The organism is Streptomyces sp. NPDC018031 (genome assembly GCF_044327625.1).
Classification (GTDB): Bacteria; Actinomycetota; Actinomycetes; order Streptomycetales; family Streptomycetaceae; genus Streptomyces.
On sequence record NZ_JBIRFT010000002.1, the window covers coordinates 121,645 to 144,868 of the forward strand.

At 73.3% G+C, this 23,224-nt stretch carries 24 protein-coding genes; 18 read left to right on the top strand and 6 right to left on the bottom strand.

Annotated elements, in window-relative coordinates; translation table 11 throughout:
• Positions 1–30 precede the first annotated feature (30 nt).
• Positions 31–1,266 (top strand): ferrochelatase, encoded by a 1,236-nt coding sequence (locus ACH4B3_RS06860; protein WP_398461691.1) that lies wholly within the window; start codon positions 31–33, stop codon positions 1,264–1,266.
• Between the two features lie 119 nt (positions 1,267–1,385).
• Positions 1,386–2,186 (top strand): inositol monophosphatase family protein, encoded by an 801-nt coding sequence (locus ACH4B3_RS06865; RefSeq protein WP_398461692.1) that lies wholly within the window; start codon positions 1,386–1,388, stop codon positions 2,184–2,186.
• A 156-nt stretch (positions 2,187–2,342) separates the two neighbouring features.
• Here the strand turns inward: ACH4B3_RS06865 and ACH4B3_RS06870 are convergent, their stop codons facing one another.
• Positions 2,343–2,516 carry a hypothetical protein gene (locus ACH4B3_RS06870; protein WP_398461693.1) on the bottom strand — a complete coding sequence of 58 codons (174 nt, stop codon included), beginning with the start codon at positions 2,514–2,516 and terminating at the stop codon, positions 2,343–2,345.
• 528 nt (positions 2,517–3,044) lie between these two features.
• On the opposite strand from ACH4B3_RS06870, the gene ACH4B3_RS06875 reads away from it, so the two are divergent.
• The 4 genes from ACH4B3_RS06875 (at position 3,045) to ACH4B3_RS06890 (ending at position 6,375) form a co-directional block, all read left to right on the top strand.
• Positions 3,045–3,698, top strand: a complete 654-nt coding sequence (locus ACH4B3_RS06875; protein WP_398461694.1) for a response regulator transcription factor — start codon at positions 3,045–3,047, stop codon at positions 3,696–3,698.
• A gap of 3 nt (positions 3,699–3,701) precedes the next feature.
• Positions 3,702–4,940: a sensor histidine kinase gene (locus tag ACH4B3_RS06880; protein ID WP_398461695.1), complete on the top strand. Its 1,239-nt coding sequence runs from the start codon at positions 3,702–3,704 to the stop codon at positions 4,938–4,940.
• Positions 4,941–5,346: 406 nt separating this feature from the next.
• Positions 5,347–5,646, top strand: coding sequence for a DUF4193 domain-containing protein (locus tag ACH4B3_RS06885; protein ID WP_135340395.1), 300 nt, complete (start codon positions 5,347–5,349; stop codon positions 5,644–5,646).
• 15 nt (positions 5,647–5,661) lie between these two features.
• Positions 5,662–6,375: a hypothetical protein gene (locus ACH4B3_RS06890; RefSeq protein WP_398461696.1), complete on the top strand. Its 714-nt coding sequence runs from the start codon at positions 5,662–5,664 to the stop codon at positions 6,373–6,375.
• A 294-nt stretch (positions 6,376–6,669) separates the two neighbouring features.
• On the opposite strand, the gene ACH4B3_RS06895 is transcribed toward ACH4B3_RS06890, so the two are convergent.
• Positions 6,670–7,119 carry a DUF3093 domain-containing protein gene (locus ACH4B3_RS06895; RefSeq protein ID WP_398461697.1) on the bottom strand — a complete coding sequence of 150 codons (450 nt, stop codon included), beginning with the start codon at positions 7,117–7,119 and terminating at the stop codon, positions 6,670–6,672.
• Between the two features lie 59 nt (positions 7,120–7,178).
• Between ACH4B3_RS06895 and ACH4B3_RS06900 the strand changes: the two genes are divergently transcribed.
• The 7 genes from ACH4B3_RS06900 to kdpC all read left to right on the top strand — a co-directional run bounded on the left by ACH4B3_RS06900 (position 7,179) and on the right by kdpC (position 13,961).
• Positions 7,179–7,763: a PaaI family thioesterase gene (locus ACH4B3_RS06900; protein WP_398461698.1), complete on the top strand. Its 585-nt coding sequence runs from the start codon at positions 7,179–7,181 to the stop codon at positions 7,761–7,763.
• Positions 7,764–7,794: 31 nt separating this feature from the next.
• The gene (gene dut, locus ACH4B3_RS06905) at positions 7,795–8,310 is read left to right on the top strand and encodes a dUTP diphosphatase (protein ID WP_398461699.1); all 516 of its coding nucleotides are present in this window, start codon (positions 7,795–7,797) and stop codon (positions 8,308–8,310) included.
• A gap of 1 nt (position 8,311) precedes the next feature.
• Positions 8,312–9,091, top strand: coding sequence for a DUF3710 domain-containing protein (locus ACH4B3_RS06910; protein ID WP_398461700.1), 780 nt, complete (start codon positions 8,312–8,314; stop codon positions 9,089–9,091).
• A gap of 301 nt (positions 9,092–9,392) precedes the next feature.
• Positions 9,393–9,482 carry a K(+)-transporting ATPase subunit F gene (gene kdpF / locus ACH4B3_RS06915; protein ID WP_398461701.1) on the top strand — a complete coding sequence of 30 codons (90 nt, stop codon included), beginning with the start codon at positions 9,393–9,395 and terminating at the stop codon, positions 9,480–9,482.
• 8 nt (positions 9,483–9,490) lie between these two features.
• Positions 9,491–11,176 (top strand): potassium-transporting ATPase subunit KdpA, encoded by a 1,686-nt coding sequence (kdpA, locus tag ACH4B3_RS06920; protein ID WP_398461702.1) that lies wholly within the window; start codon positions 9,491–9,493, stop codon positions 11,174–11,176.
• A complete protein-coding gene (gene kdpB, locus ACH4B3_RS06925) occupies positions 11,173–13,308 on the top strand; it encodes a potassium-transporting ATPase subunit KdpB (protein WP_398461703.1) in 2,136 nt (711 codons plus the stop codon). Before kdpA ends, kdpB begins: the two co-directional genes overlap by 4 nt.
• Positions 13,309–13,313: 5 nt before the next feature.
• Positions 13,314–13,961 (top strand): potassium-transporting ATPase subunit KdpC, encoded by a 648-nt coding sequence (gene kdpC / locus ACH4B3_RS06930; RefSeq protein ID WP_398461704.1) that lies wholly within the window; start codon positions 13,314–13,316, stop codon positions 13,959–13,961.
• 127 nt (positions 13,962–14,088) lie between these two features.
• Here the strand turns inward: kdpC and ACH4B3_RS06935 are convergent, their stop codons facing one another.
• The gene (locus ACH4B3_RS06935; protein WP_398461705.1) at positions 14,089–14,631 is read right to left on the bottom strand and encodes a GNAT family N-acetyltransferase; all 543 of its coding nucleotides are present in this window, start codon (positions 14,629–14,631) and stop codon (positions 14,089–14,091) included.
• Between the two features lie 178 nt (positions 14,632–14,809).
• On the opposite strand from ACH4B3_RS06935, the gene ACH4B3_RS06940 reads away from it, so the two are divergent.
• The 4 genes from ACH4B3_RS06940 to ACH4B3_RS06955 all read left to right on the top strand — a co-directional run bounded on the left by ACH4B3_RS06940 (position 14,810) and on the right by ACH4B3_RS06955 (position 19,592).
• A complete protein-coding gene (locus ACH4B3_RS06940) occupies positions 14,810–17,362 on the top strand; it encodes a DUF4118 domain-containing protein (RefSeq protein ID WP_398461706.1) in 2,553 nt (850 codons plus the stop codon).
• Positions 17,363–17,416: 54 nt separating this feature from the next.
• Positions 17,417–18,160: a response regulator gene (locus tag ACH4B3_RS06945; protein WP_398461707.1), complete on the top strand. Its 744-nt coding sequence runs from the start codon at positions 17,417–17,419 to the stop codon at positions 18,158–18,160.
• Positions 18,161–18,335: 175 nt separating this feature from the next.
• Positions 18,336–18,734, top strand: coding sequence for an OB-fold nucleic acid binding domain-containing protein (locus tag ACH4B3_RS06950; RefSeq protein ID WP_398461708.1), 399 nt, complete (start codon positions 18,336–18,338; stop codon positions 18,732–18,734).
• Between the two features lie 3 nt (positions 18,735–18,737).
• The gene (locus ACH4B3_RS06955) at positions 18,738–19,592 is read left to right on the top strand and encodes a DUF3159 domain-containing protein (RefSeq protein ID WP_398461709.1); all 855 of its coding nucleotides are present in this window, start codon (positions 18,738–18,740) and stop codon (positions 19,590–19,592) included.
• Positions 19,593–19,669: 77 nt separating this feature from the next.
• Here ACH4B3_RS06955 and ACH4B3_RS06960 read toward each other — a convergent pair whose 3' ends face one another.
• From ACH4B3_RS06960 to ACH4B3_RS06970, 3 genes are all read right to left on the bottom strand, one after another.
• Positions 19,670–20,341, bottom strand: coding sequence for a potassium channel family protein (locus ACH4B3_RS06960; RefSeq protein ID WP_398461710.1), 672 nt, complete (start codon positions 20,339–20,341; stop codon positions 19,670–19,672).
• The gene (locus ACH4B3_RS06965; RefSeq protein ID WP_398461711.1) at positions 20,338–21,003 is read right to left on the bottom strand and encodes a potassium channel family protein; all 666 of its coding nucleotides are present in this window, start codon (positions 21,001–21,003) and stop codon (positions 20,338–20,340) included. Before ACH4B3_RS06965 ends, ACH4B3_RS06960 begins: the two co-directional genes overlap by 4 nt.
• 341 nt (positions 21,004–21,344) lie before the next feature.
• Complete coding sequence (locus ACH4B3_RS06970; RefSeq protein ID WP_398461712.1) at positions 21,345–22,124, bottom strand: DeoR/GlpR family DNA-binding transcription regulator; 780 nt, start codon at positions 22,122–22,124, stop codon at positions 21,345–21,347.
• A 141-nt stretch (positions 22,125–22,265) separates the two neighbouring features.
• On the opposite strand from ACH4B3_RS06970, the gene ACH4B3_RS06975 reads away from it, so the two are divergent.
• Positions 22,266–23,150 (top strand): SIS domain-containing protein, encoded by an 885-nt coding sequence (locus tag ACH4B3_RS06975; protein WP_398461713.1) that lies wholly within the window; start codon positions 22,266–22,268, stop codon positions 23,148–23,150.
• The last annotated feature ends 74 nt before the right edge of the window (positions 23,151–23,224 follow it).

The window sequence follows — 23,224 nt, forward strand, 5'->3', positions numbered from 1 at the left end:
CTGTCGGAGCCGGGTGGCAGGATCGGGGACATGTCCGCCCAGCACCCCGAAGCGCCCCGCCCCGCGGCCGTGGGCGCGCCCTATGACGCCCTGCTGCTGCTCTCCTTCGGCGGCCCCGAGGGCCCGGACGACGTCGTCCCGTTCCTGGAGAACGTCACCCGCGGCCGCGGCATCCCCCGTGAGCGGCTGAAGGAGGTCGGCCGCCACTACTTCCTGTTCGGCGGCGTCAGCCCCATCAACGCGCAGAACCGCGAACTGCTGCAGGCGATCCGGAAGGACTTCGCCGAGCACGGCCTGGACCTCCCGGTCCACTGGGGGAACCGCAACTGGGCGCCGTACCTGACCGACACCCTGCGGGAGATGGTCGCCGACGGCCACCGGCGCATCCTCACCCTCGCCACCAGCGCCTACGCCTCGTACTCCGGCTGCCGCCAGTACCGCGAGAACCTCGCGGACGCCCTCGCCACGCTGGAGGCGGAGGGCCTGCCGCTGCCCCGTGTCGACAAGTTGCGCCACTACTTCAACCACCCCGGCTTCGTCCGGCCGATGGTGGACGCCACCCTGGCCGCGCTCGCCGAGCTGCCCGCCGGCGTGCGCGACCGCGCCCACCTGGCCTTCACCACGCACTCCATCCCGACCGCCGCGGCCGACACCTCCGGCCCCGCCGAGGCGCACACCGAGCACGGGGAGGGCGGTGCCTACGTCGCCCAGCACCTGGACGTGGCCCGCACCGTGGCGGAGGCGGTGCGCGCGGAGACCGGGACCGACCACCCCTGGCGGCTGGTCTACCAGTCCCGCAGCGGCGCCCCGCACATCCCCTGGCTGGAGCCGGACATCTGCGACCACCTGGAGGAGCTGCACGGCGCCGGGGTACCCGCCGCCGTCATGGTGCCGATCGGATTCGTCTCGGACCACATGGAGGTCAGGTACGACCTCGACACCGAGGCCACCGCCAAGGCCGCCGAGCTGGGGCTGCCGGTCAGCCGGGCCGCGACGGTCGGCGCCGACCCGCGGTTCGCGGCGGCGGTCCGGGACCTGGTGCTGGAGCGGGCCGCGACCGAGCGGGCGGCCGCCGGGACGGACGGCGGCGGGCCCGGGACCGCCGCACCGCGGGTGGTGGAGGAGGCCGCCGCACCGGCGCCCGGTGCCGTGGAGCGGTGCGCGCTGGGCGCGCTGGGGCCGAGCCACGACCTGTGCCCGGTCGGCTGCTGCCCGGCGCGCGCGCCGCGACCCGCCGCCGCGGGCGCCGACAGCCCGTACGCATGACCGCGGGGCGGCGCCGTCCGCCCCGAGCGCCGGCCGCCGCGGCCGGCGGACGCATCACCGGCCGGGGCGAGGGCCGCGTCGGCGCCCCGGCCGGAGCCGGCGACACCCCGAGGAGCACCATGAGCCACCAGCTTGAGCAGGAACTGCTGACCGTCGCCCGGGAGGCGGCCGACCGGGCCGGGGCGCTGCTGCGCGACGGCCGGCCCGCCGACCTCGGGGTGGCGGCCACCAAGACCAGCCCGATCGACGTCGTCACCGAGATGGACCTGGCCGCCGAGCGGCTGATCACCGGCTTCCTCGCCGAGCGGCGCCCGGACGACGGGGTGCTGGGCGAGGAGGGCGCCAGCACGGTCGGCAGCAGCGGGGTGCGATGGGTGGTCGACCCGATCGACGGCACCGTGAACTACCTGTACGGGCTGCCGTCCTGGTCGGTGTCGATCGCCGCCGAGCGGGACGGCGAGACGGTGGTCGGCGTGGTCACCGCGCCGATGCGCCGGGAGACGTGTCACGCGGTGCTCGGCGGGGGCGCGTACCTCAACGGCGAGCGGGTGCGGGTCCGCGCCGCCCCGCCGTTCGAGCAGGCGCTGATCGGCACCGGGTTCGCCTATCTGGCCGAGCGGCGCGCCGCCCAGGCCGAGGTGGTCAAGGCCCTGCTGCCGCGGGTGCGGGACATCCGGCGCGGGGGTTCGGCGGCCATCGACCTGTGCGACGTCGCCTGCGGCCGGCTCGACGGGTACTACGAGCGCGGGCTGAACCCCTGGGACCTGGCGGCGGGGGAGCTGATAGCGCGCGAGGCGGGGGCGCTCACCGGCGGCAGGCCGGGCGGGCGGGCCGACGGGGACCTGACGGTCGCGGCCGCGCCCGGTGTCTTCGAGGAGTTGCAGCGGAGGCTGGAGGACCTCGGCGCCTGGCACGACTGATCCCGCCGGATCCGGGCGCGCCGGACCGGAGGCCGCCACCCGGCGCCGTGGACCGGCGGGGCGCGGCGTACCGCCCGCGCCCGGCCCGGAGCCGCCCGCACGCGAGAGCGCCCCGGTGCCGCACGGCACCGGGGCGCTCCGCTGTGCGGTGCCGGGTCAGAGCATCCCGGCGCCGACCTCGACGCCGTGCTCGGCGGCCAGGCGCTGGAGATCCTCGAGCTCGGCCTGCTCCACGTCGGCGAGGAAGTCGTCGCCGGTCTCACGGGCGCGTGCGAGATCCGATCGGGTGGTCTCTATACGCTGCAGAATGCCTGCGGTGAACGCGTCCATTTGGCGCCCCCTCGTCTGGGTAAAGGGTCGGCGGCACGGGGGTGTGCCCTGGGGGCCCCGGCCACGGCCGGGGTGACGGCGACCACATGCGCGTCCCTGTCCGGCAGCCAGGTCGCGCGGGTCGTGGCGTGCCTGTGGATCAGGGCGTGATCGCGGGGTGTGCACTCGTCCTCCCCGCCGCCGTCGCCGGGGAAACCTCAACTCACGGGGAATTCGAGTGAAATCCGGGCGCTATCCGCTAGTTCCGGGACGGTCCATGTACCGGCCACCCCCGGGCCACCCGCCCGGGCCGGGTCCGCGCCCCGCGCCGGGGCCCGCCCGGGACACCCGCCCGGCGCCGCCGGAGGACTGCCGGCGGCCACCGTCCGGCGAGCGGACGGGCACCCCGGCCCGACCGTCGCCCGACCGCCTCTTACCGCCGGTTTATCAGCCTTCGGGGCAGGATGGAGGCGCCCATAGAACGCTCGGCGCCCCCGCGGCGCCGCTCCGGCGTGCCCGCCAGGCGCCGACGAAGGAAGGACTAGCGACGTGCGTGTACTCGTCGTCGAGGACGAGCAGCTGCTCGCCGATGCGGTGGCCACCGGGCTGCGCCGGGAGGCCATGGCCGTGGACGTCGTGTACGACGGTGCCGCCGCCCTGGAGCGGATCGCGGTCAACGACTACGACGTGGTCGTCCTCGACCGCGACCTCCCGCTGGTCCACGGCGACGACGTCTGCCGCCGGGTGGTGGAGCTGGGCATGCCGACCAGGGTGCTGATGCTCACCGCCTCCGGCGACGTCAGCGACCGGGTGGCCGGCCTGGAGATCGGGGCCGACGACTACCTGCCCAAGCCGTTCGCGTTCAGTGAGCTGATCGCCCGGGTGCGGGCGCTGGGGCGGCGCACCACCGTGGCCCTCCCGCCGGTGCTGGAGCGCGCCGGGATCAAGCTGGACCCCAACCGCCGCGAGGTCTTCCGGGACGGCCGGGAGATCCAGCTGGCGCCGAAGGAGTTCGCGGTGCTGGAGGTGCTCATGCGCAGCGAGGGCGCCGTCGTCTCGGCCGAGCAGCTGCTCGAGAAGGCCTGGGACGAGAACACCGACCCGTTCACCAACGTGGTGCGGGTCACCGTGATGACGCTCCGGCGCAAGCTCGGCGAACCCCCGGTGATCGTGACCGTGCCCGGCTCCGGATACCGGATCTGACCGATGGCCACCGCTCCGCCACCGCCCGCCGCGCCGCCGAAGCCGAACTGGGAACCGCACCGCCATCCCACCCGTACGGACTTCCTGCTCCGGCCGACCATCCGGATACGGCTCACCCTGCTCTACGGCGGGATGTTCCTGATCGCCGGGGTCGTGCTGCTGACGATCATCTACCTGCTGGCGGCCGACGCCCTGAACGACGGCAGCCGGTTCCCGTTCCGGATCATCCAGCTCAAGTACGAGATCACCGACGACGCCTGCCAGCTGCCCACCAGCGGCAGCGACAGCGCCTTCAACCAGGCGGTCGCCGACTGCATGGAGCACCAGCGCGAGCTGGCGCTCAACGGCCTGCTGCGCCGCTCGCTGCTGGCCCTGATGGGCCTGTCGGTGATCGCCTTCGCGTTCGGCTACGCGATGGCCGGCCGGGTGCTGTCCCCGCTGGGCCGGATCACCCGCACCGCCCGCCAGGTGGCCGGTTCCGACCTGTCCCGGCGGATCGAGCTGGACGGCCCGGACGACGAGCTCAAGGAGCTCGCGGACACCTTCGACGAGATGCTGGAGCGGCTGGACCGGGCGTTCACCGCGCAGCAGCGGTTCGTGGCCAACGCCTCGCACGAGCTGCGCACGCCGCTGGCGATCAACCGGACGCTGCTGGAGGTGCAGCTGTCCGATCCCGCCGCCCCGCCGGAGCTGGTGCAGCTCGGCAAGACCCTGCTGGCGACCAACGAGCGCAGTGAGCAGCTGGTCGAGGGGCTGCTGCTGCTGGCGCGGAGCGACAACGAGATCGTCGACCGCAAGCCGGTGGACCTGGCCGAGGTCGCCACCCGGGCGGTGGATCAGGTCCGCTCCGAGGCGCAGGCCAAGGGGGTGGAGTTCCGGGGTTTCCGGCGGCCGGCGGTGGTCCAGGGGAACGGCGTGCTGCTGGAGCGCATCGCGCTCAACCTGGTGCAGAACGCCGTGCGCTACAACGCCCCGGACGGCTGGGTGGAGGTCGCCACGGAGGTCGAGGGCGGCGAGGCGGTGCTGGTGGTCACCAACACCGGCCCGGTGGTCCCGGCGTACGAGCTGGACAACATCTTCGAGCCGTTCCGCCGCCTGCGGACCGAGCGTACCGGCAGCGACAAGGGCGTCGGCCTGGGGCTGTCCATCGCGCGCTCGGTGGCGCGGGCGCACGGCGGGCGGATCACCGCGGTGCCGCGCGAGGGTGGTGGCCTGGTCATGCGGGTCGTTCTGCCGCTCTGAGGTGAGACCATGGGGGGCACACACCGATCGGGCAGACGTTCGCTTTGGGCGGAATCCTCCTGACCCGGACCCCACCCCGAACGTGTGTGATCGATCACATGGACGAATTTCCGGCCATCTACGGTGAGTGATCGCCAACCCTGCTGGAAAGCCGGGAAAATCCGGGTTTCCGGGGGTCCTGATCACGGGAAGTACACGTCAGGGCCCGTGTGTCAGGCGGCGCCGCGACCGTGTACGGTCCCGTTCGCCACCCAACCCGATCGCCACTTAGGGGAGCGGTTGGGTGTCGATTGAGTAACAGACCTTGATGTGAGGCAAAATCTCCGCCTCGGGTCGGGCACAAGTCCGGCCTCTCACGCGTTACGTGCGCTGGAGACACCGCAGACACCCAGAGGGGGAGAGCGACATGGCAACGGATTACGACACCCCACGCAAGACCGACGATGACGTCAACGAGGACAGCATCGAGGAGCTGAAGGCCCGGCGGAACGACAAGTCCGCGTCGACCGTCGACGTGGACGAGTTCGAGCAGGCCGAGGGCTTGGAGCTGCCCGGCGCGGATCTCTCCAACGAGGAGCTGTCCGTCCGGGTGTTGCCGCGCCAGCAGGACGAGTTCACCTGCATGAGCTGCTTCCTGGTGCATCACCGCAGCCAGCTGGCCGAGGAGAAGAACGGCCAGCCGATCTGCCGTGACTGCGCGGCCTGAGGGCGTGGGACCGGCGTGAGCGCGGAGCAGGGCGACGCGAGCGTCGAGCGGGGCCGGGCGGCCTCGCTCGCGACCGCCGTCGCCCGCGGGGCCCGCACGAGCGGATGGGGCGCGCGGACGCGGCTGACCACCGTCGTCGAGCGCATCGTCGCTCAGGCCCCGCGCGTCCCGGTCCGGGACCTCGCCACGCTGCGCGCGCAGTTCCCCGGGCTCGGCCCGGAGCAGCTCGCGGACAGACTGGTGGCCGGTGCCATGCGTGGCACCTCCACCGTGGGCGCGGGCGTCGGAGCCGTGGCGATGCTGCCGGTCCCGCCCGCCGTCTCCGCCGAGCTGGCCGCCGAGATCGTCGGCGTGGCCTGGGTGGAGTTCAAGCTCGTCGCCGAGCTGCACGAGGTGTACGGGCTGCGGGCGCCCGGCGCGCTGCACCAGCGCACCGCCGCCTACCTCGGCTCCTGGAGCCAGGAGCGGGGCGTCGACGTGCACGCCCCGGTGACCGTGGACGCCGCCCTGGGCGGCGAACTCCGCCGGCAACTGCGGCAGCGGGTGCTCAAACGCTCCTTCCGCAGCCTGCCCGGCCTGACGCCCTTCCTGATGGGCGCGGTCGTGGGAGCCGCGACCAATCGCCGCGAGACGGCCAGACTCGCGGCCAGGATCCGGGCCGACCTGCGGTCCCGCCAGGTGCCGTGGGGCACCCCGCCGTCCACCGCGGTTCCGGCCGCCGCGGGCTGACCGGCCCGGCCGCTGCCCGGCCCCACCGGGCCCGACCCGCGCCGTTCCCGGTCTCATCCGGGCCCGCTGCACGCCCTTCCCGGGCCGTCGGAGGCCCGCGTTCCGCCGCCCCGGCAGGGCAGCGGCCCACTCCGCCACCGCCGCCCGCCAGGGCCCCGTCCGGCGTGTCCGGGCCGCCCGCGCGGCACCGCCGCCACGCAGGCCGCACCCGTACCGCCACCGGCCACCTCGGCCGCCCGGCCGCCGCCCGGCCGAACCGCGTGCCGCCCGGCCGCGGCGTTCGCCGGGGGCCGGTCAGCCGGCGGCGCGCGCCGCGTCCAGGGCCGCCGCCAGCCGCCGCGGGTCCCGGGTGGACACGTACAGGTACGGCGTCGGGTCCGCGGGGTCGGTCACCTCGATCCGCAGCGCGGTCGGGATGTAGCCCCGCAGCAGCATGAACGCCCGCGGATCGGCCTTGTGGGTACGCCAGGCGGCCGCCTCCGGGGCGTCCAGCACCTGTGCCTCCCCGAGCGCCGCGACCGGGATCCGCGCGTCCCCCGCGACCAGCGAGTCGGCCACCACGCGGACCCGTACCGAGCCGTAGGAACTGACCACGACGGCCGCCAGCGCGGCGCCGCCGACCAGACCGCCCAGCATCGGCAGCGGGCCGAAGGGCAGCAGGATCACTCCCATCGCGAGCCCGGCGAGGGCCGCGACGAACCACCAGGAACGGGGAGCGGTCAGACGTTCTTCGTAGGGCTGCATGAGCCCAAGCTTGGCACGGCGGACGTCCGCCACCTGCCTCGCGGGTAAGGTTCGGCGCTGTGAGTGGAAGAACGACAGCGCTGACGCCGCCGGAGGACGCCGATGCCCCGGTGCGGCACCCCGACGCCCCCGCCCCCGGAGAACCCCTGGGCTCGCACTACGACCAGTGCTTCGGCTGCGGCGAAGGGCAGCCGCACGGGCTGCACCTGGCGGCGACGGCCGGCGAGGGCGTGAGTCTGACCGCCACCTTCACCGTGCAGCCGGCCCACCAGGGCGCCCCGGGCCTGGCGCACGGCGGGGTGCTGACGACCGCGCTGGACGAGGCGCTCGGCGCGCTCCAGTGGCTGCTGCGCGTCATCGCGGTGACCGGGCGCCTGGAGACCGACTTCCTGCGGCCGGTGCCGGTCGGCACCGAGCTGTACCTGGAGGCCCGGGTCACCGGTGTGTACGGCCGCAAGATCTACTCCACCGCCACCGGCCGGATCGGCGGCCCGGACGGCCCGGTGGCGGTCCGCGCCGACGCGCTGTTCATCGAGGTGAACCTCGAGCACTTCATCGACAACGGCCGGCCCGAGGAGATCAACGCGGCGCTCGCCGACCCCGACCAGGTCCGGGTCGCCCGCGCCTTCGAGGTGAACCCGTGACCGTGCCCGCCACCGCCCACAGGAGGATGGTGTGACCCGCCCACCCGTCGACGTACTGATCCGCCGGGTCGACCCGGACGTTCCGCTGCCCGGCTACGGCCACCCCGGGGACGCCGGCGCGGATCTCGTCACCACCGAGGCCGCCGAGCTCGCCCCCGGGGAACGCGCGGTGCTGCCCACCGGAGTGTCCATCGCCCTCCCCGACGGCTACGCCGCCTTCGTCCATCCGCGGTCCGGTCTGGCGGCCCGGTGCGGTGTGGCGCTGGTGAATGCCCCAGGGACGGTCGATGCCGGGTACCGTGGAGAGATCAAGGTGATCGTGGTCAATCTGGACCCGCGCGAGAGCGTGCGGTTCGAGCGTTTCGACCGGATTGCCCAACTGGTCGTCCAGCAAGTCGAGAAGGTGCGCTTCCACGAGGTCGCGGAGCTTCCCGGTTCGGCTCGGGCCGAAGGGGGCTTCGGGTCCACCGGTGGCCATGCCGCGGTGGACGGCGCGACGGGTGGGAATGGATACGCTTCGGTCGGTTCCGACCGGGAAGGACAGTGACGTGTTCGGACGTCGCCGCAAGCGCAGCAAGGAAGACGTCGAGGAATTCGACGTCACTGCCGAGGAATCGGCCGAGGCGGAGGAGTCCGCGGAGGCCGAAGAAGGCGAGGACGCCGCCGCGAGCAGGGTCGCCCTGCCTCCGGCGCCGCGCCCGGACGGGCCGTGGGACGTCTCCGAGGTGCGTGAGCCCGGTGAGGGCCGCGTGGACCTCGGCGGACTGTTCGTGCCGGGTGTGGAGGGCATGGAGCTGCGGGTGGAGGTCGCCGGGGACGCGATCGTCGCCGCGACCGTGGTGCTGCGGGACAGCGCCGTGCAGCTCCAGGCGTTCGCCGCCCCCAAGAAGGAGGGCATCTGGTCCGAGGTCCGGGACGAGATCGCCGGCGGCATCACCCAGCAGGGCGGGGTCGTCGACGAGGTCGAGGGGCCGCTCGGCTGGGAGCTGCGGGCCCAGGTGCCGGTGCAGCTGCCGGACGGCACCAACGGCGTGCAGGTGGTCCGGTTCGTCGGCGTGGACGGGCCGCGCTGGTTCCTGCGCGGTGTGATCTCCGGCCAGGGCGCGGTGAAGCCCGAGACCGGCAGCCTGCTGGAGGCGGTGTTCCGGGACACCGTCGTGGTGCGCGGTGAGGGCCCGATGGCCCCCCGCGACCCGATCGTCCTCAAGCTCCCCGAGGACGCCCAGATGGTGCCCGACGGGGTGCAGCAGGAGGAGGCGCAGGGCTCGCGGTTCGCGGGCGGCGCCGACCGGCTGCAGCGCGGCCCGGAGATCACCGAGGTGCGCTGAGGTGCGCTGACGACGGCCTGAATCAGGCGTTCCGGTGGGCCGCACTCCCTGAGCGGGAGTGCGGCCCACCGGCGTTTTCGCAGGTGGAAGCGGGGGCGTAAGAGAACCGTCAAGGCCCCGTCAATGGCCGTAAGGGAGCCGTCAACGAAGGGCCCGCCACCCCTTCACAGGCGCTTTGCTCAGGGGGTTCCGTCCGATCGAACCTCACCTAGGAGCACCCGATGGCCGACCTGGCCTTCGTCGTCACCACGATCGCGGTCTTCGCGCTGGTGGCGCTCGTCGCGAAGGGGGTGGCGAAGCTGTGACCGCCGAGAACATCGTCGGCCTCGTCGTGGCCGCCGCCCTGCTGGGCTATCTGATCCTCGCCCTCGTCTTCCCGGAGAGGTTCTGAGCACTTCGATGAGTTCCGAACTCGCCGGCGTGCTCCAGCTGCTCGCGCTCATCGGCGCGCTCGCCCTGGTGTACCGCCCCCTCGGTGACCACATGGCCGCCGTGTACAGCTCCGAGAAGCACCTGCGCGTCGAGAAGTGGATCTACCGCTGCATCGGCGCCGACCCCGGCGCCCGGATGCGCTGGCCGGCCTACCTCCGCGGCGTCCTGGCCTTCTCCGCCGTGAGCCTGCTGTTCCTCTACGGTCTGCAGCGGCTCCAGGACGACCTGCCGCTGTCCCTCGGATTCACCCCGATCAGCCCGGACCAGGCGTTCAACACCGCCGCGTCCTTCGTCGCCAACACCAACTGGCAGTCCTACTCGGGCGAGCAGTCGATGGGCCACCTGGTGCAGACCGGCGGCCTGGCGGTGCAGAACTTCCTCTCCGCCGCCGTCGGCATGTCCGTCGCGATCGCCCTGGTCCGCGGCTTCGTCCGGTCCCGCACCGGCGAGCTGGGCAACTTCTGGGCCGACCTGGTGCGCGGCACCGTCCGGGTGCTGATCCCGCTCGCCGTCGTGGCCGCCGTGGTCCTGGTGGCCTGCGGCGCCATCCAGAACTTCGCCGGCATCCACGAGGTGGGCCGGTTCGACGGCGGCAGCCGGCAGGGGAACGGCGGCGCGGTGGCCTCCCAGGAGGCCATCAAGGTGATCGGCACCAACGGCGGCGGATACTTCAACGCCAACTCCGCCCACCCCTTCGAGAACCCCGACGCCTTCACCAACCTCTTCCAGGTCTTCCTGATCCTGATCATCCCGGTCTCCCTGACCCGTACCTTCGGCAAGCTGGTCGGCAACGTGCGGCAGGGCTACGCCATCCTCGCCACCATGGGCCTGATCTGGCTCGGGTTCACCGCGCTGATGATGTGGACCGAGTTCCACCACGGCGGCCCCGCGCTCCAGGAGGCGGGCGGCGCGATGGAGGGCAAGGAGCAGCGGTTCGGCGTCGGCGCCTCCGCGATCTTCGCCACCAGCACCACCCTGACCTCGACCGGAGCGGTGGACTCCTTCCACTCGTCCTTCACCGGCCTGGGCGGCGGCCTGACGCTGCTGGGCATGATGCTCGGCGAGATCGCGCCGGGCGGGGTCGGCTCCGGCCTCTACGGCATGCTGATCATGGCGATCATCGCGGTCTTCATCGCGGGCCTGATGGTCGGCCGGACGCCCGAGTACCTGGGCAGGAAGATCGGCACCCGTGAGATCAAGCTCGCCTCCTGCTACATCCTGATCACCCCGACGCTGGTGCTGGGCTTCACCGCGCTGTCCATGGCGCTGGCCGGCCCGCCGGAGTCCATCCTCAACACCGCGGAGCACTCGGTCCACGGAAGCGGGGCGCACGGCTTCACCGAGGTGCTGTACGCGTTCACCTCCGGCGCCAACAACAACGGCTCCGCCTTCGCGGGCCTGAACGCGAACACCGACTGGTACAACACCACGATCGGTCTGGCCATGCTGCTCGGCCGCTTCCTGCCCATGGTGTTCGTCCTCGCGCTGGCCGGATCGCTCGCCGGACAGCAGCCCGTCCCCGAGACCGCGGGCACCCTGCGCACCGAGAAGCCGCTCTTCGCGGGGCTCCTGGTCGGCGCCATCATGATCATCACCGGTCTCACCTACTTCCCGGCCCTGGCCCTCGGCCCGCTGGCGGAGGGACTCGCATGAGCACCACCACCCCCGTACGCACCGCTCCCGGCGGGGAGCGGACCCCGCCGGGCGAGGCCGGCGGCAGCCGGGTCTCCGGCGGCCTCTTCGCCCCCCGGCAGCTGGTCCGCTCGCTCCCGGACGCCTTCCGGAAACTCGACCCGCGCACCATGGTGTCCTCGCCCGTCATGTTCGTGGTGGAGGTCGGCTCGGTGCTCACCACCGTGCTGGCAGCCAAGGACCCGGGCGACTGGTTCGGCTGGGCGATCGCCGGGTGGCTGTGGCTGACCGTGGTCTTCGCCAACCTGGCCGAGGCGGTCGCCGAGGGCCGCGGCAAGGCCCAGGCCGACACCCTGCGCAAGGCCAAGTCGGACACCGTCGCGCGGCGGCTGACCGGCGCCGGCGCGGCCGAGGAGCGGGTGGCCGGCACCGACCTGCGCGTCGGCGACCTGGTCGTCTGCGAGGCCGGCGACGTCATCCCCGGTGACGGCGATGTCGTCGAAGGGGTCGCGTCCGTCGACGAGTCGGCGATCACGGGCGAGTCGGCTCCGGTGATCCGCGAGTCCGGCGGCGACCGGTCGGCGGTCACCGGCGGCACCCAGGTGCTCTCCGACCGCATCGTCGTCAAGATCACCACCAGGCCGGGCGAGACCTTCATCGACCGCATGATCAACCTGGTCGAGGGTGCGGCCCGGCAGAAGACACCGAACGAGATCGCGCTGAACATCCTGCTCGCGTCCCTCACCATCGTCTTCCTGCTGGCCGTCGTCACCCTGAAGCCGTTCGCGATCCACGCCGGGGCCGACGGGCAGACCTCGATGATCGTGCTCGCCGCGCTGCTGGTCTGCCTCATCCCGACCACCATCGGCGCACTGCTCTCCGCCATCGGCATCGCCGGCATGGACCGGCTGGTGCAGCGGAACGTGCTGGCCATGTCCGGCCGGGCGGTGGAAGCGGCCGGTGACGTCTCCACGCTGCTGCTGGACAAGACCGGGACCATCACCCTGGGCAACCGGCAGGCGGCCGGCTTCATACCCCTCGAGGGCGTCGGCGAGCCGGAGCTGGCCGCCGCCGCCCGGCTGTCCTCGCTGGCCGACGAGACCCCCGAGGGCCGCTCCATCGTGGCCCTCGCCGAGGAGCGGTACGGCCTGCGGGCCTCACGGGAGGGCGAACCCGGCCGGGCCGTGTTCGTCCCGTTCACCGCGCAGACCCGGATGTCCGGCGTCGACCTCACCGAGGACGACGGCACGGTGCGCACGGTCCGCAAGGGCGCCGCGGCCGCCGTCACCGCCTGGGTCACCGAGCGCGGCGGCACGGTGCCGCCCGGCGCCGGTGAGAAGGCCGACGGCATCTCCGCCGCGGGCGGCACCCCGCTGCTGGTCGCGGTCGAGGACACCGACGGCCCGCGCGTCCTCGGTGTGGTCCACCTCAAGGACGTCGTCAAGGCGGGCATGCGGGAACGGTTCGACGAGCTGCGCCGGATGGGCATCCGGACGGTGATGATCACCGGCGACAACCCGCTCACCGCCAAGGCGATCGCCGAGGAGGCGGGGGTGGACGACTTCCTCGCCGAGGCCACGCCCGAGGACAAGATGGCGCTGATCAAGCGGGAGCAGGCCGGCGGCCGGCTGGTCGCGATGACCGGCGACGGCACCAACGACGCCCCGGCGCTCGCCCAGGCCGACGTCGGGGTGGCGATGAACACCGGAACCTCGGCCGCCAAGGAGGCCGGGAACATGGTGGACCTGGACTCCGACCCCACCAAGCTCATCGAGATCGTGGAGATCGGCAAGCAGCTGCTCATCACCCGCGGCGCGCTGACCACCTTCTCCATCGCCAACGACGTGGCGAAGTACTTCGCGATCATCCCGGCGATCTTCGCGGGCGCGGCCGGCTACGAGGGGCTGGAGACCCTCAACGTCATGCGGCTGGACTCGGCCCAGTCGGCCATCCTCTCCGCGGTGGTCTTCAACGCGCTGATCATCATCGCGCTGGTGCCGCTCGCCCTGCGGGGCGTGCGCTACCGGCCGATGAGCGCCGACCGGATGCTCCGCCGCAACCTCGCCGTCTACGGCCTCGGCGGACTCGTCGCGCCGTTCGTCGGGATCAAACTCATCGACCTGCTCATCTCCCTCATCCCTGGCATCGGGTGACGATCATGAACAACTCCCTGCGCGGGGCGGCCCGGCTGACGGGCGCCGGAATCCGCGCGCTCCTCGTGCTCACACTGGTCTGCGGCGTGCTCTACCCCCTGGTGGTCACCGGCATCGCCCAGGCCGCCTTCCACCACAACGCCAACGGCTCGAAGATCACGGTGGACGGCCGGGTCGTCGGCTCCGAGCACCTCGGCCAGACCTTCGACCTGGACCGGACCGACCGGGACGGCAACCCGCTGCCGGACCCCAGGTGGTTCCAGCCGCGGCCGTCGGCGGCCGGGACCAACTCCCTCAACACCCGGTACGACCTCGTCGTCTCCGGTGCGTCCAACCTGGCGGCGGACAGCGAGGAACTGCTCGCCGCCGTCCGGGAGCGGCGGAAGCGGGTCGCCGCGTTCAACGGCGTCGACCCCGGCCGGGTCCCGGTGGACGCGGTCACCGCCTCCGCCTCCGGCATCGACCCGGACATCTCGCCGGCGTACGCCGAGCTCCAGGTCGCGCGGGTGGCCAGGGCGAACGGCCTGCCCGAGGACGAGGTCGCGCGGCTGGTCCAGGACCACACCGACGGGCGGCTGCTCGGCTTCCTCGGTGAGCCGCACGTCAACGTGCTGAAGCTCAACATCGCCCTGCGGGAACTCGCCCGGGGCTGAGCGCCCCCGAGCTGAGCGCCCCCGGGGGCCCGCGCCCGCCGTGCAGGACACGAGCGGACGCGGGCCCCCGGGCCGGTCACGCCGCCGCCTCGGAAGGCGGCACCCCGGGGGCGGGCGTCGTCCGGGACTACCAGACGTCCCCGTCACGCCAGTCGCAGACCAGCTCCCCGGTCAGGTCCACCGGTGCCGTCAGGGGCAGGACGAACGTCGAGTCGTCGTCCTCCTCGGTGCGCTCGACGCCCCCCGGCGCCAGCACCGACGTGGGCCCCTGCCAGCACTGCCAGCCCAGCGACCGGTACAGCGCGGCGGCCTCGTCGGCCGCCGACAGCGCGCCCAGTTCGTACCCGCCGCGCAGCACCGGGTCCAGCGCCCCCATCACGGCGGTGCCGAAGCCGCGGCGCCGCCGGTCGGCGCGGGTCGCCACGCCCTCCACATAGCCGGTGCGCAGCGCCCGACCGCCGTGCAGCAGCCGCCGCTGGACCAGCGCGGCGTGCGCCACCAGCAGGTCGCCCTCCCACAGCAGCGCGTGCATGCCGCCGAGTGTGTGGTCCCAGTCCTCGTCGTCGAAATCCCCCTCGAAAGCGTCGTCGAGCAGCTTCCGGATCGCCGCCAGCGTCCCCGCGCCGAGCGCCGAGGTGTGTGCGGTCACCAATTCGGTCATGGTCGTCATGATCGTGACCCCACGCGCGGGTGGCGAGCGGTTTTCCGTTGCCGCCGGGCGTCAGGGGTGCATCAAAGTCGCACCATACGGACGCCCTTCGTCCGTTTTGTCGCCCGACGGCGCCGTAGAGTCGGCACCGGACACGACACACAGGGCGGACTACCGGCCCGGGTAAGAAGATGGGGCCATGGCACGCGGGAAGCTTCGGATCTATCTGGGGGCGGCACCGGGCGTCGGCAAGACCTACGCGATGCTCTCCGAGGGCCACCGGCGCGTGGAACGCGGCACCGACCTCGTCGTCGGCCTGGTGGAGCACCACGGACGACCGCGCACCGAGGTCATGCTGCACGGGCTGGAGACCGTCCCGCGCCAGGAGGTCGGGTACCGGGGCGCCGCCTTCACCGAGATGGACGTGGACGCCGTCCTCGCCCGCCGCCCCGCCGTGGCGCTGGTCGACGAACTCGCCCACACCAACGTCCCCGGCTCCCGCAACGCCAAGCGGTGGCAGGACGTCGAGGAACTCCTCCGGGCCGGCATCGACGTCGTCTCCACGGTCAACATCCAGCACCTGGAATCGCTGGGTGACGTGGTGGAGTCGATAACCGGCGTACGGCAGCGGGAGACCGTGCCCGACGAGGTCGTCCGCCGCGCCGATCAGATCGAGCTGGTCGACATGTCGCCCCACGCACTGCGCCGCCGCATGGCGCACGGCAACATCTACGCCCCGGACCGGATCGACGCGTCCCTGTCGAACTACTTCCGGCCCGGCAACCTCACCGCACTGCGCGAACTCGCCCTGCTGTGGACCGCCGACCGGGTCGACGAGTACCTCCAGCAGTACCGCACCGACCACCGGGTCTCCACCATCTGGAACGCCCGCGAACGCATCGTCGTCGGCCTCACCGGCGGACCCGAGGGCCAGACCCTGATCCGCCGCGCCGCCCGGATGGCCGCCAAGGGCGCCGGCGGCGAGATCCTCGCGGTCTACATCGTGCGCAGCGACGGTCTGACCTCCGCCTCCCCGAAGGAACTGGCCGTCCAGCGCACCCTGGTGGAGAGCCTGGGCGGCACCTTCCACCACGTCATAGGGGAGGACGTTCCGCACGCCCTGCTGGAGTTCGCGCGCGGCGTCAACGCCACCCAGATCGTGCTCGGCTCCAGCCGCCGCAAGACCTGGCAGTACGTCTTCGGCCCCGGGGTCGGCGCCACCGTGGCCCGGGACTCCGGCCCCGACCTGGACGTCCACATCGTCACCCACGACGAGGTCGCCAAGGGCCGCGGGCTGCCGGTGGCCCGCGGCGCCCGGCTGGGCCGCTCCCGGCTGGTGACCGGCTGGCTGGCCGGCGTGCTGGGGCCGGCGCTGCTCACCCCGGCGCTGCTGACCCTGGAATCCGGGCCCGGACTCGCCAACGACGTGCTGCTCTTCCTCTTCCTCACCGTGGTCGCGGCGCTGCTCGGCGGACTGCTGCCGGCCCTCGCGTCGGCCGCCGTGGGCTCGCTCCTGCTCAACTACTACTTCACCCCGCCCACCCACACCCTCACCGTCCAGGACCCGAAGAACCTGGTCGCCATAGTGATCTTCTTCGCGGTCGCGGTCTCCGTCGCCTCCGTCGTGGACCTCGCCGCCCGCCGCACCCACCAGGCGGCCCGGCTGCGCGCCGAGTCCGAGACGCTGTCCTTCCTGGCCGGCGGCGTGCTGCGGGGCGAGACCAGCCTGGAGGCGCTGCTGGAGCGGGTCCGGGAGACCTTCGCCATGGAATCGGTGGCACTGCTGGAGCGGGACGGCGACCTGGCCCCGTGGACCTGCGCGGGCAGCGCCGGCAGCGGTGACGCCCCACCGCCCGACCGGCCGGAGGACGCCGATGTGGACATGCCGGTGGGCGACCACCTGGCGCTGGCCATGCGGGGCCGGGTACTGCCTGCCGAGGACCGCCGGGTGCTCGCCGCCTTCGCCGCCCAGGCCGCCGTCGTCCTCGACCGGCAGCGGCTGGTCGGCGAAGCCGCCCGGGCCCGGGACCTCGCCGAGGGCAACCGCATCCGCACCGCCCTGCTCGCCGCGGTCAGCCATGACCTGCGCACCCCGCTCGCCGGGATCAAGGCGGCCGTCTCCTCCCTGCGCTCCGACGACGTGGCCTGGTCCGAGGAGGACGAGGCGGAACTGCTGGCCGGCATCGAGGAGGGCGCCGACCGGCTCGACCACCTGGTCGGCAACCTGCTGGACATGTCCCGGCTGCAGACCGGCACCGTCACCCCGCTGATCCGGGAGATCGACCTCGACGAGGTGGTGCCGATGGCCCTCGTCGGCGTCCCCGAGGACAGCTTCACCCTCGACGTCCCCGAGGAGCTGCCGATGGTCGCCGTGGACCCGGGGCTGCTGGAGCGCAGCGTCGCCAACATCGTCGAGAACGCCGTGAAGTACAGCCCGGCCGGCACACCGGTGCTGGTCGCCGCCAGCGCCCTCGGCGAACGCGTGGAGCTGCGGGTCGTCGACCGCGGCCCGGGGGTGCCGGACAGCGCCAAGGACCGCATCTTCGAGCCCTTCCAGCGGTACGGCGACGCTCCGCGCGGCGCCGGGGTCGGCCTCGGCCTCGCGGTGGCCCGCGGTTTCGCGGAGACCATGGGCGGCCGGCTCACCGCGGAGGACACCCCCGGCGGTGGCATGACCATGGTGCTCACCCTCCGGGCGGCGCCGGGACGGCCCCCGGCCCGCCCCGGCCTCCCGGCCCAGGCCACCTCCTGACCGGCCCGCGACCGACCGCACCGGCAGCTCCAGAACAGAAAGGCAGGTCGCCAGATGCCGCTACCTTCCGGGCAGGACGCCGCCCCGGCCACCGCCGGGGAGGCCGCCAGGCCGCCGGTGCGGGTGCTCGTGGTCGACGACGAGCCGCAGATCGTCCGGGCGCTGGTGATCAACCTCAAGGCGCGCAAATACGAGGTGGACGCGGCCCCGGACGGCGCCACCGCCCTCCGGCTGGCCGCCGCCCGCCACCCCGACGTGGTCGTCCTCGACCTGGGGCTGCCCGACATGGACGGGGTCGAGGTGATCAGGGGACTGCGCGGCTGGACCCGGGTCCCCGTCCTGGTCCTCTCCGCCCGCCAGACCTCCGACGAGAAGGTCGAGGCGCTCGACGCCGGAGCCGACGACTACGTCACCAAGCCGTTCGGCATGGACGAACTGCTCGCCCGGCTGCGCGCCGCGGTGCGCCGGGCCGAACCCGGCGGGCAGCACGACGCCCCGGTGGTCGTCCGGACCGAGGCCTTCACCGTCGACCTGGCCGCCAAGAAGGTCAACCGGGACGGCCGCGACGTGCGGCTGACCCCCACCGAGTGGCACCTGCTGGAGGTGCTGGTGCGCAACACCGGCCGCCTGGTCAGCCAACGGCAGCTGCTCCAGGAGGTGTGGGGGCCCACCTACGGCACCGAGACCAACTACCTGCGCGTCTACATGGCCCAGCTGCGCCGCAAGCTGGAGGCCGACCCGTCCCACCCGCGGCACTTCATCACCGAGCCGGGCATGGGGTACCGCTTCGAGGAGTGAGCCGGCGCGGCCGGGCCCGCCGGCGGCGCCCCGCCCTCCCCGCGGCCGGCCCGCCGCGGGTCGCGGAAGGGGGCGGGCACGGCCCCGGGCCGGGGGACGCGCGGCACCCCCGGGTGTGACGGACCGCCGCCGCGCGGACGGTGATCCGGCCGGTCCTCCCCGGTACGCTGGCCGTATGAGTGCCGTTACCCGACCCGAGAAGCCCGCCGGTCGCTTCCGGCGGATGCTCGACCGGCTGTCGAGCTCCCAGGAGGAGCTCCACTCCGCCGAACTGGAGCAGGACGCGGAGGCCGCGGGCTGCACCAAGATCGGCGAGTGCGGTGACCGGCAGATAGTCACGGTGACCGGTACGCTGCGCACGGTCACACTGCGGCCGCGGGCCGGAGTGCCCGCCCTGGAGGCGGAGCTGTTCGACGGCACCGCGGCCCTGGACGTGGTGTGGCTGGGCCGTCGCTCCATCCTCGGGATAGAGCCCGGCCGCAAACTGATCGCCACCGGCCGCATCTCCATGAGTCACGGGCGCCGGGTGCTGTTCAACCCCAAGTACGAACTCCGACCGCTCGGACAGGAGTAGCGGGTGACGTCTGACGACAAGCGGGCCCCGAACGATCAGGACGCCGCGGGGGGCGAGCACGCCTCCGACGCCGCGCGCAGCAGGGCGGCGGCGGACACCGCCCTGCTGGAGGCGTTCGGCGGGGTGCGCGGCATGGTGGACACCACCGTGCCGGGCCTGATCTTCGTGCTGCTCTACACCATCAAGCGGGACATCCATCTCGCGGCCATCGCGGCACTCGGCGTCACGCTGCTGCTCGCCGTCGCCCGGCTGGTCCGCAAGGAGACCCTCAAGCACGCCTTCAGCGGTGTCTTCGGGGTCGCCTTCGGCGCCGTGTTCGCGATGATGTCCGGCGACGCCAAGAACTTCTACCTGCCCGGCATGCTCTACACGCTGGGCTTCGCCCTCGCCTACATCCTGTCGGCGATCTTCCGGTTCCCGCTGATCGGGGTGCTGCTCGGCCCCATCCTCAAGGAGAACCTCTCCTGGCGGACCCGGAACCCGGGCCGGTTCGTCGCGTACACCAAGGCCACCTGGGCCTGGGGGCTGGTGCTGCTCGCCAAGTCGGCGATCCTCTTCCCGCTGTACTGGTGGGGCGACGCCACCCAGCTCGGCTGGGTCAAGGTCGCCCTCGGCATCCCGCCGTTCCTGCTCTGCGTCTATCTGACCTGGATCTTCCTGGCGAAGGCGCCGCCGCCCATCGACGTGATCGCGGAGATGGAGGCCGAGGAGCAGGCGGAGCGGGAGCGCGAGCGGTCCCAGCGGGAGGCGGCGGAAGCGGAGCGGGCCGCCGGGCCGCTGCTCGCCGACTGGACCGACGGGCTCGTCGACCAGGCCCGTGCCGAGTCCGCGGAACGGCAGCCGCCGCGCGCCCACTGAAACGGTGCCGCGGAACGCGGCCGGGGCCCGGGAAGATCCTCTCTTCCCGGGCCCCGGCGCGTCTCGCGGCTGCCGTCTCAGATGTCCTCGCGGCGGACCGACAGCAGGTCCTCCAACTGCTCCTCGCGCGCCTGGGCGGCCACGAACAGCAGCTCGTCACCGGCCTCCAGCACGTCGTCCTTGCTGGGCGCCAGGACGCGCGTGCCGCGGATGATGGTGACCAGGCTGGTGTCCTCGGGCCAGTCCACCTCGCCGACCCGGGTGCCGGCCAGCGCCGCCTCCGGCGGCAGGGTCAGCTCCACCAGGTTGGCGTCGCCGTGGCTGAAGCGGAGCAGCCGCACCAGATCGCCGACGCTCACCGCCTCTTCCACCAGCGCGGACATCAGACGCGGCGTGGAGACGGCGACGTCCACGCCCCACGACTCGTTGAACAGCCACTCGTTCTTCGGGTTGTTCACCCGCGCGACCACCCGCGGCACGCCGTACTCGGTCTTCGCCAGCAGCGAGACGACCAGGTTGACCTTGTCGTCACCGGTCGCCGCGATGACGACGTTGCAGCCCTGCAGCGCCGCCTCGTCCAGCGACGTGATCTCGCACGCGTCGGCGAGCAGCCACTCCGCCTGCGGCACCCGCTCCACCGAGATGGCGGTTGGCGCCTTGTCGATCAGGAGGATCTCGTGTCCGTTCTCCAGGAGCTCACCGGCGATGGACCGGCCCACCGCGCCCGCTCCGGCAATGGCAACCCTCATCGCGCGTCCTCCGGTCCGTGCTCGAAGGCGGCCTCGACCTTCTCGACCTCGTCCGAGCGCATCATGACGTGCACCAGGTCGCCCTCCTGCAGCACCGTCTGCGACGTGGGCAGTATGGCTTCGCCCAGCCGGGTGAGGAACGCCACCCGGACACCGGTCTCCTCCTGGAGCTTGCTGATCTTGTGGCCGACCCAGGCCGGTGCGGTGTGCACCTCGGCGAGCTGCACCCCGCCGCTAGGGTCGCGCCACAGCGGCTCGGAGCCCGACGGCAGCAGCCGCCGCAGCATCTGGTCGGCGGTCCAGCGCACCGTGGCCACGGTCGGGATGCCGAGCCGCTGGTAGACCTCGGCCCGGCGCGGGTCGTAGATGCGGGCCGCGACGTTCTCCACGCCGAACATCTCGCGCGCCACCCGGGCGGCGATGATGTTGGAGTTGTCACCGCTGCTCACCGCGGCGAACGCGCCGGCCTCCTCGATACCCGCCTCGCGCAGGGTGTCCTGGTCGAACCCGACACCGGTCACCCGGCGGCCGCCGAAACCGGCCCCCAGCCGGCGGAAGGCCGTCGGGTCCCGGTCGACCACCGCGACCGTGTGCCCCTGGGCCTCCAGGGTCTGGGCCAGCGCGGCGCCCACCCGGCCGCAGCCCATGATGACGATGTGCATCGTCCCCCCTACTCCGCACTCCGGGCCGGTCCGCTGACTGTCCTGAACAACCTGCTCACATCTTCCTTCTCGGTTCGTCCGGCGCGGCGGGCCACGGTGGGCTCCCGGCTGCCGGCTCTCGACGCCGGAGGCGACGGGGACGCCGACCTCGAGCATGTCTGGGACCACCGTAGCGTCAACCCCGAACGGGCCGACGCGCACATGACGGCTCGGCGTGGGGCGGGCGCCGGGGCCCGGCCGCGGCAGGGCCGGCGCCGTGCCCGGCCCGGACCGGGCGGGTCCGCGGCGGCGGCGCCGGCGAGCCCAGCGTCCGCGGCGACCGGCGCCGGGCCGCGGCGGCCTCAGGCGGTGACCACGGTGACCCCGGCCTCGGTGAACGCCGCGGCCGTCGCCTCCGGCACCCCGGTGTCGGTGACCAGCGTGCCGACCCGCGCGGTGCCGCAGATCGCGGCGAACGCGCGCCGCCCGAGCTTGGTGGAGTCGGCGGCCACCACGACGCGCGCCGCCCGGTCGCAGAGCATGCGGTTGATCAGCGCCTCCTCCTCGTCCCGGGCGGCGGCTCCCTCGGTCACGTCGAAGGCGTCCACGCCCAGCACCGCGGTGTCCAGCGACACCTGGCCGAGCACCCCCGCGGCGAGCGGCCCGACCAGCTCGTAGCTCTGCGGCCGGGCCACCCCGCCGGTGACGACGATCTTGAACTGCGGGCGGACGGCCAGCTCGTTGGCGATGTTGAGCGCGTTGGTGACGACGGTGAGCGCGGGGGAGCCGTCCGTCAGGTCGGGACGGACCGCGAGCGCCCGGGCCACCTCGGTGGTGGTGGTGCCCCCGGTGAGCCCCACCGCCTCCCCGGGGGTGATGAGCCGGGCGACCGCGGCGGCGATCCGCTGTTTCTCCGAGGCGTGCCGGGACGTCTTGTAACGCAGCGGGAGTTCGTAGGAGACGCCGTGCAGCACGGCGCCGCCGCGGGTGCGCACCAGCATCTGCTGTTCCGCGAGCTGGTCGAAGTCGCGCCGGATGGTCGCGGCGGAGACCCCGAGGGCGGTCGCCGCGTCCTCGACGTCCAGCCGGCCCCGCTCCACGAGGAGTTCCAGCAGTTCCTTCCAGCGGGCGTCGCGGGACATCGGGGCTCTCCATTCGTCATCCGTCCCCGGCGACCCTAGCTGCACCCCGCCCCATGCTTGAAGTTGCGCGCAACACGGCTATATGTTGCACGAATAATCATGATGGCGTGTCGATTCGGGTAACCGGGGCGGGAGTGCACCGTGAGTCATGTGGAGAAGGAACTGGCCGACCAGCCCGGGTGCTGGCAGCGCGCGGCGGAGCTGGCCGCCGGTCACGCGGCCGCGCTGCCGCGACCGGGGGAGCGGGTCGCGGTGATCGGCTGCGGCACCTCGCTGTTCATGGCCCAGGCGGCCGCCGCGCTCCGGGAGGGCGCCGGGCAGGGCGAGACGGACGCCTACCCGGCCTCCGAGTTCCCCGTCGGGCGGGCTTACGACCGGGTGCTGGCGCTCACCCGGTCCGGCACCACCACCGAGGTGCTGCGCCTCCTCGCACAGGTCCGCGGCACCACCCGGACCACCGCGGTCACCGCCGATCCCGGCACACCGGTGATGACGGCCGCGGACGACGTGGTGGTGCTCGACTTCGCCGACGAACGGTCGGTGGTGCAGACCCGGTTCGCCACCACCGCGCTGACCCTGCTCCGCGCCCATCTGGGCCTGCACTCCGACGCGGTGGTGGCCGACGCGCGCACCGCGCTCGCCGAGCCGCTGCCCGCGGGGCTGGTCGACCGTACCCAGTTCACCTTCCTCGGCCGGGGCTGGACGGTGGGGTTGGCCAACGAGGCCGCGCTGAAGATGCGGGAGGCGGCACTGGCCTGGACCGAGGCGTACCCGGCGATGGAGTACCGGCACGGGCCGATCAGCATCACCTCGCCGACCACCGCGACCTGGATGCTGGGCGAGGCCCCGGCCGGGCTGGCCGGGCAGGTGCGGGCGGCGGGCGGCATGTGGGTGTCCGGCGGCCTGGACCCGCTGGCCGAACTCGTGCGCGCCCAGCGGCTCGCCGTCGCCGTCGCCACCGCCCGCGGCCTGGACCCCGACGCTCCCCGCAACCTCACCCGCTCGGTGGTCCTCGACGGCCCCTGACCGTCCCGCCCTCCGGTTCCGGACGGCGGGAACGGGCGGGGCGGGCCCCGGACCGGGCCGGGCCGGGGCCGGTT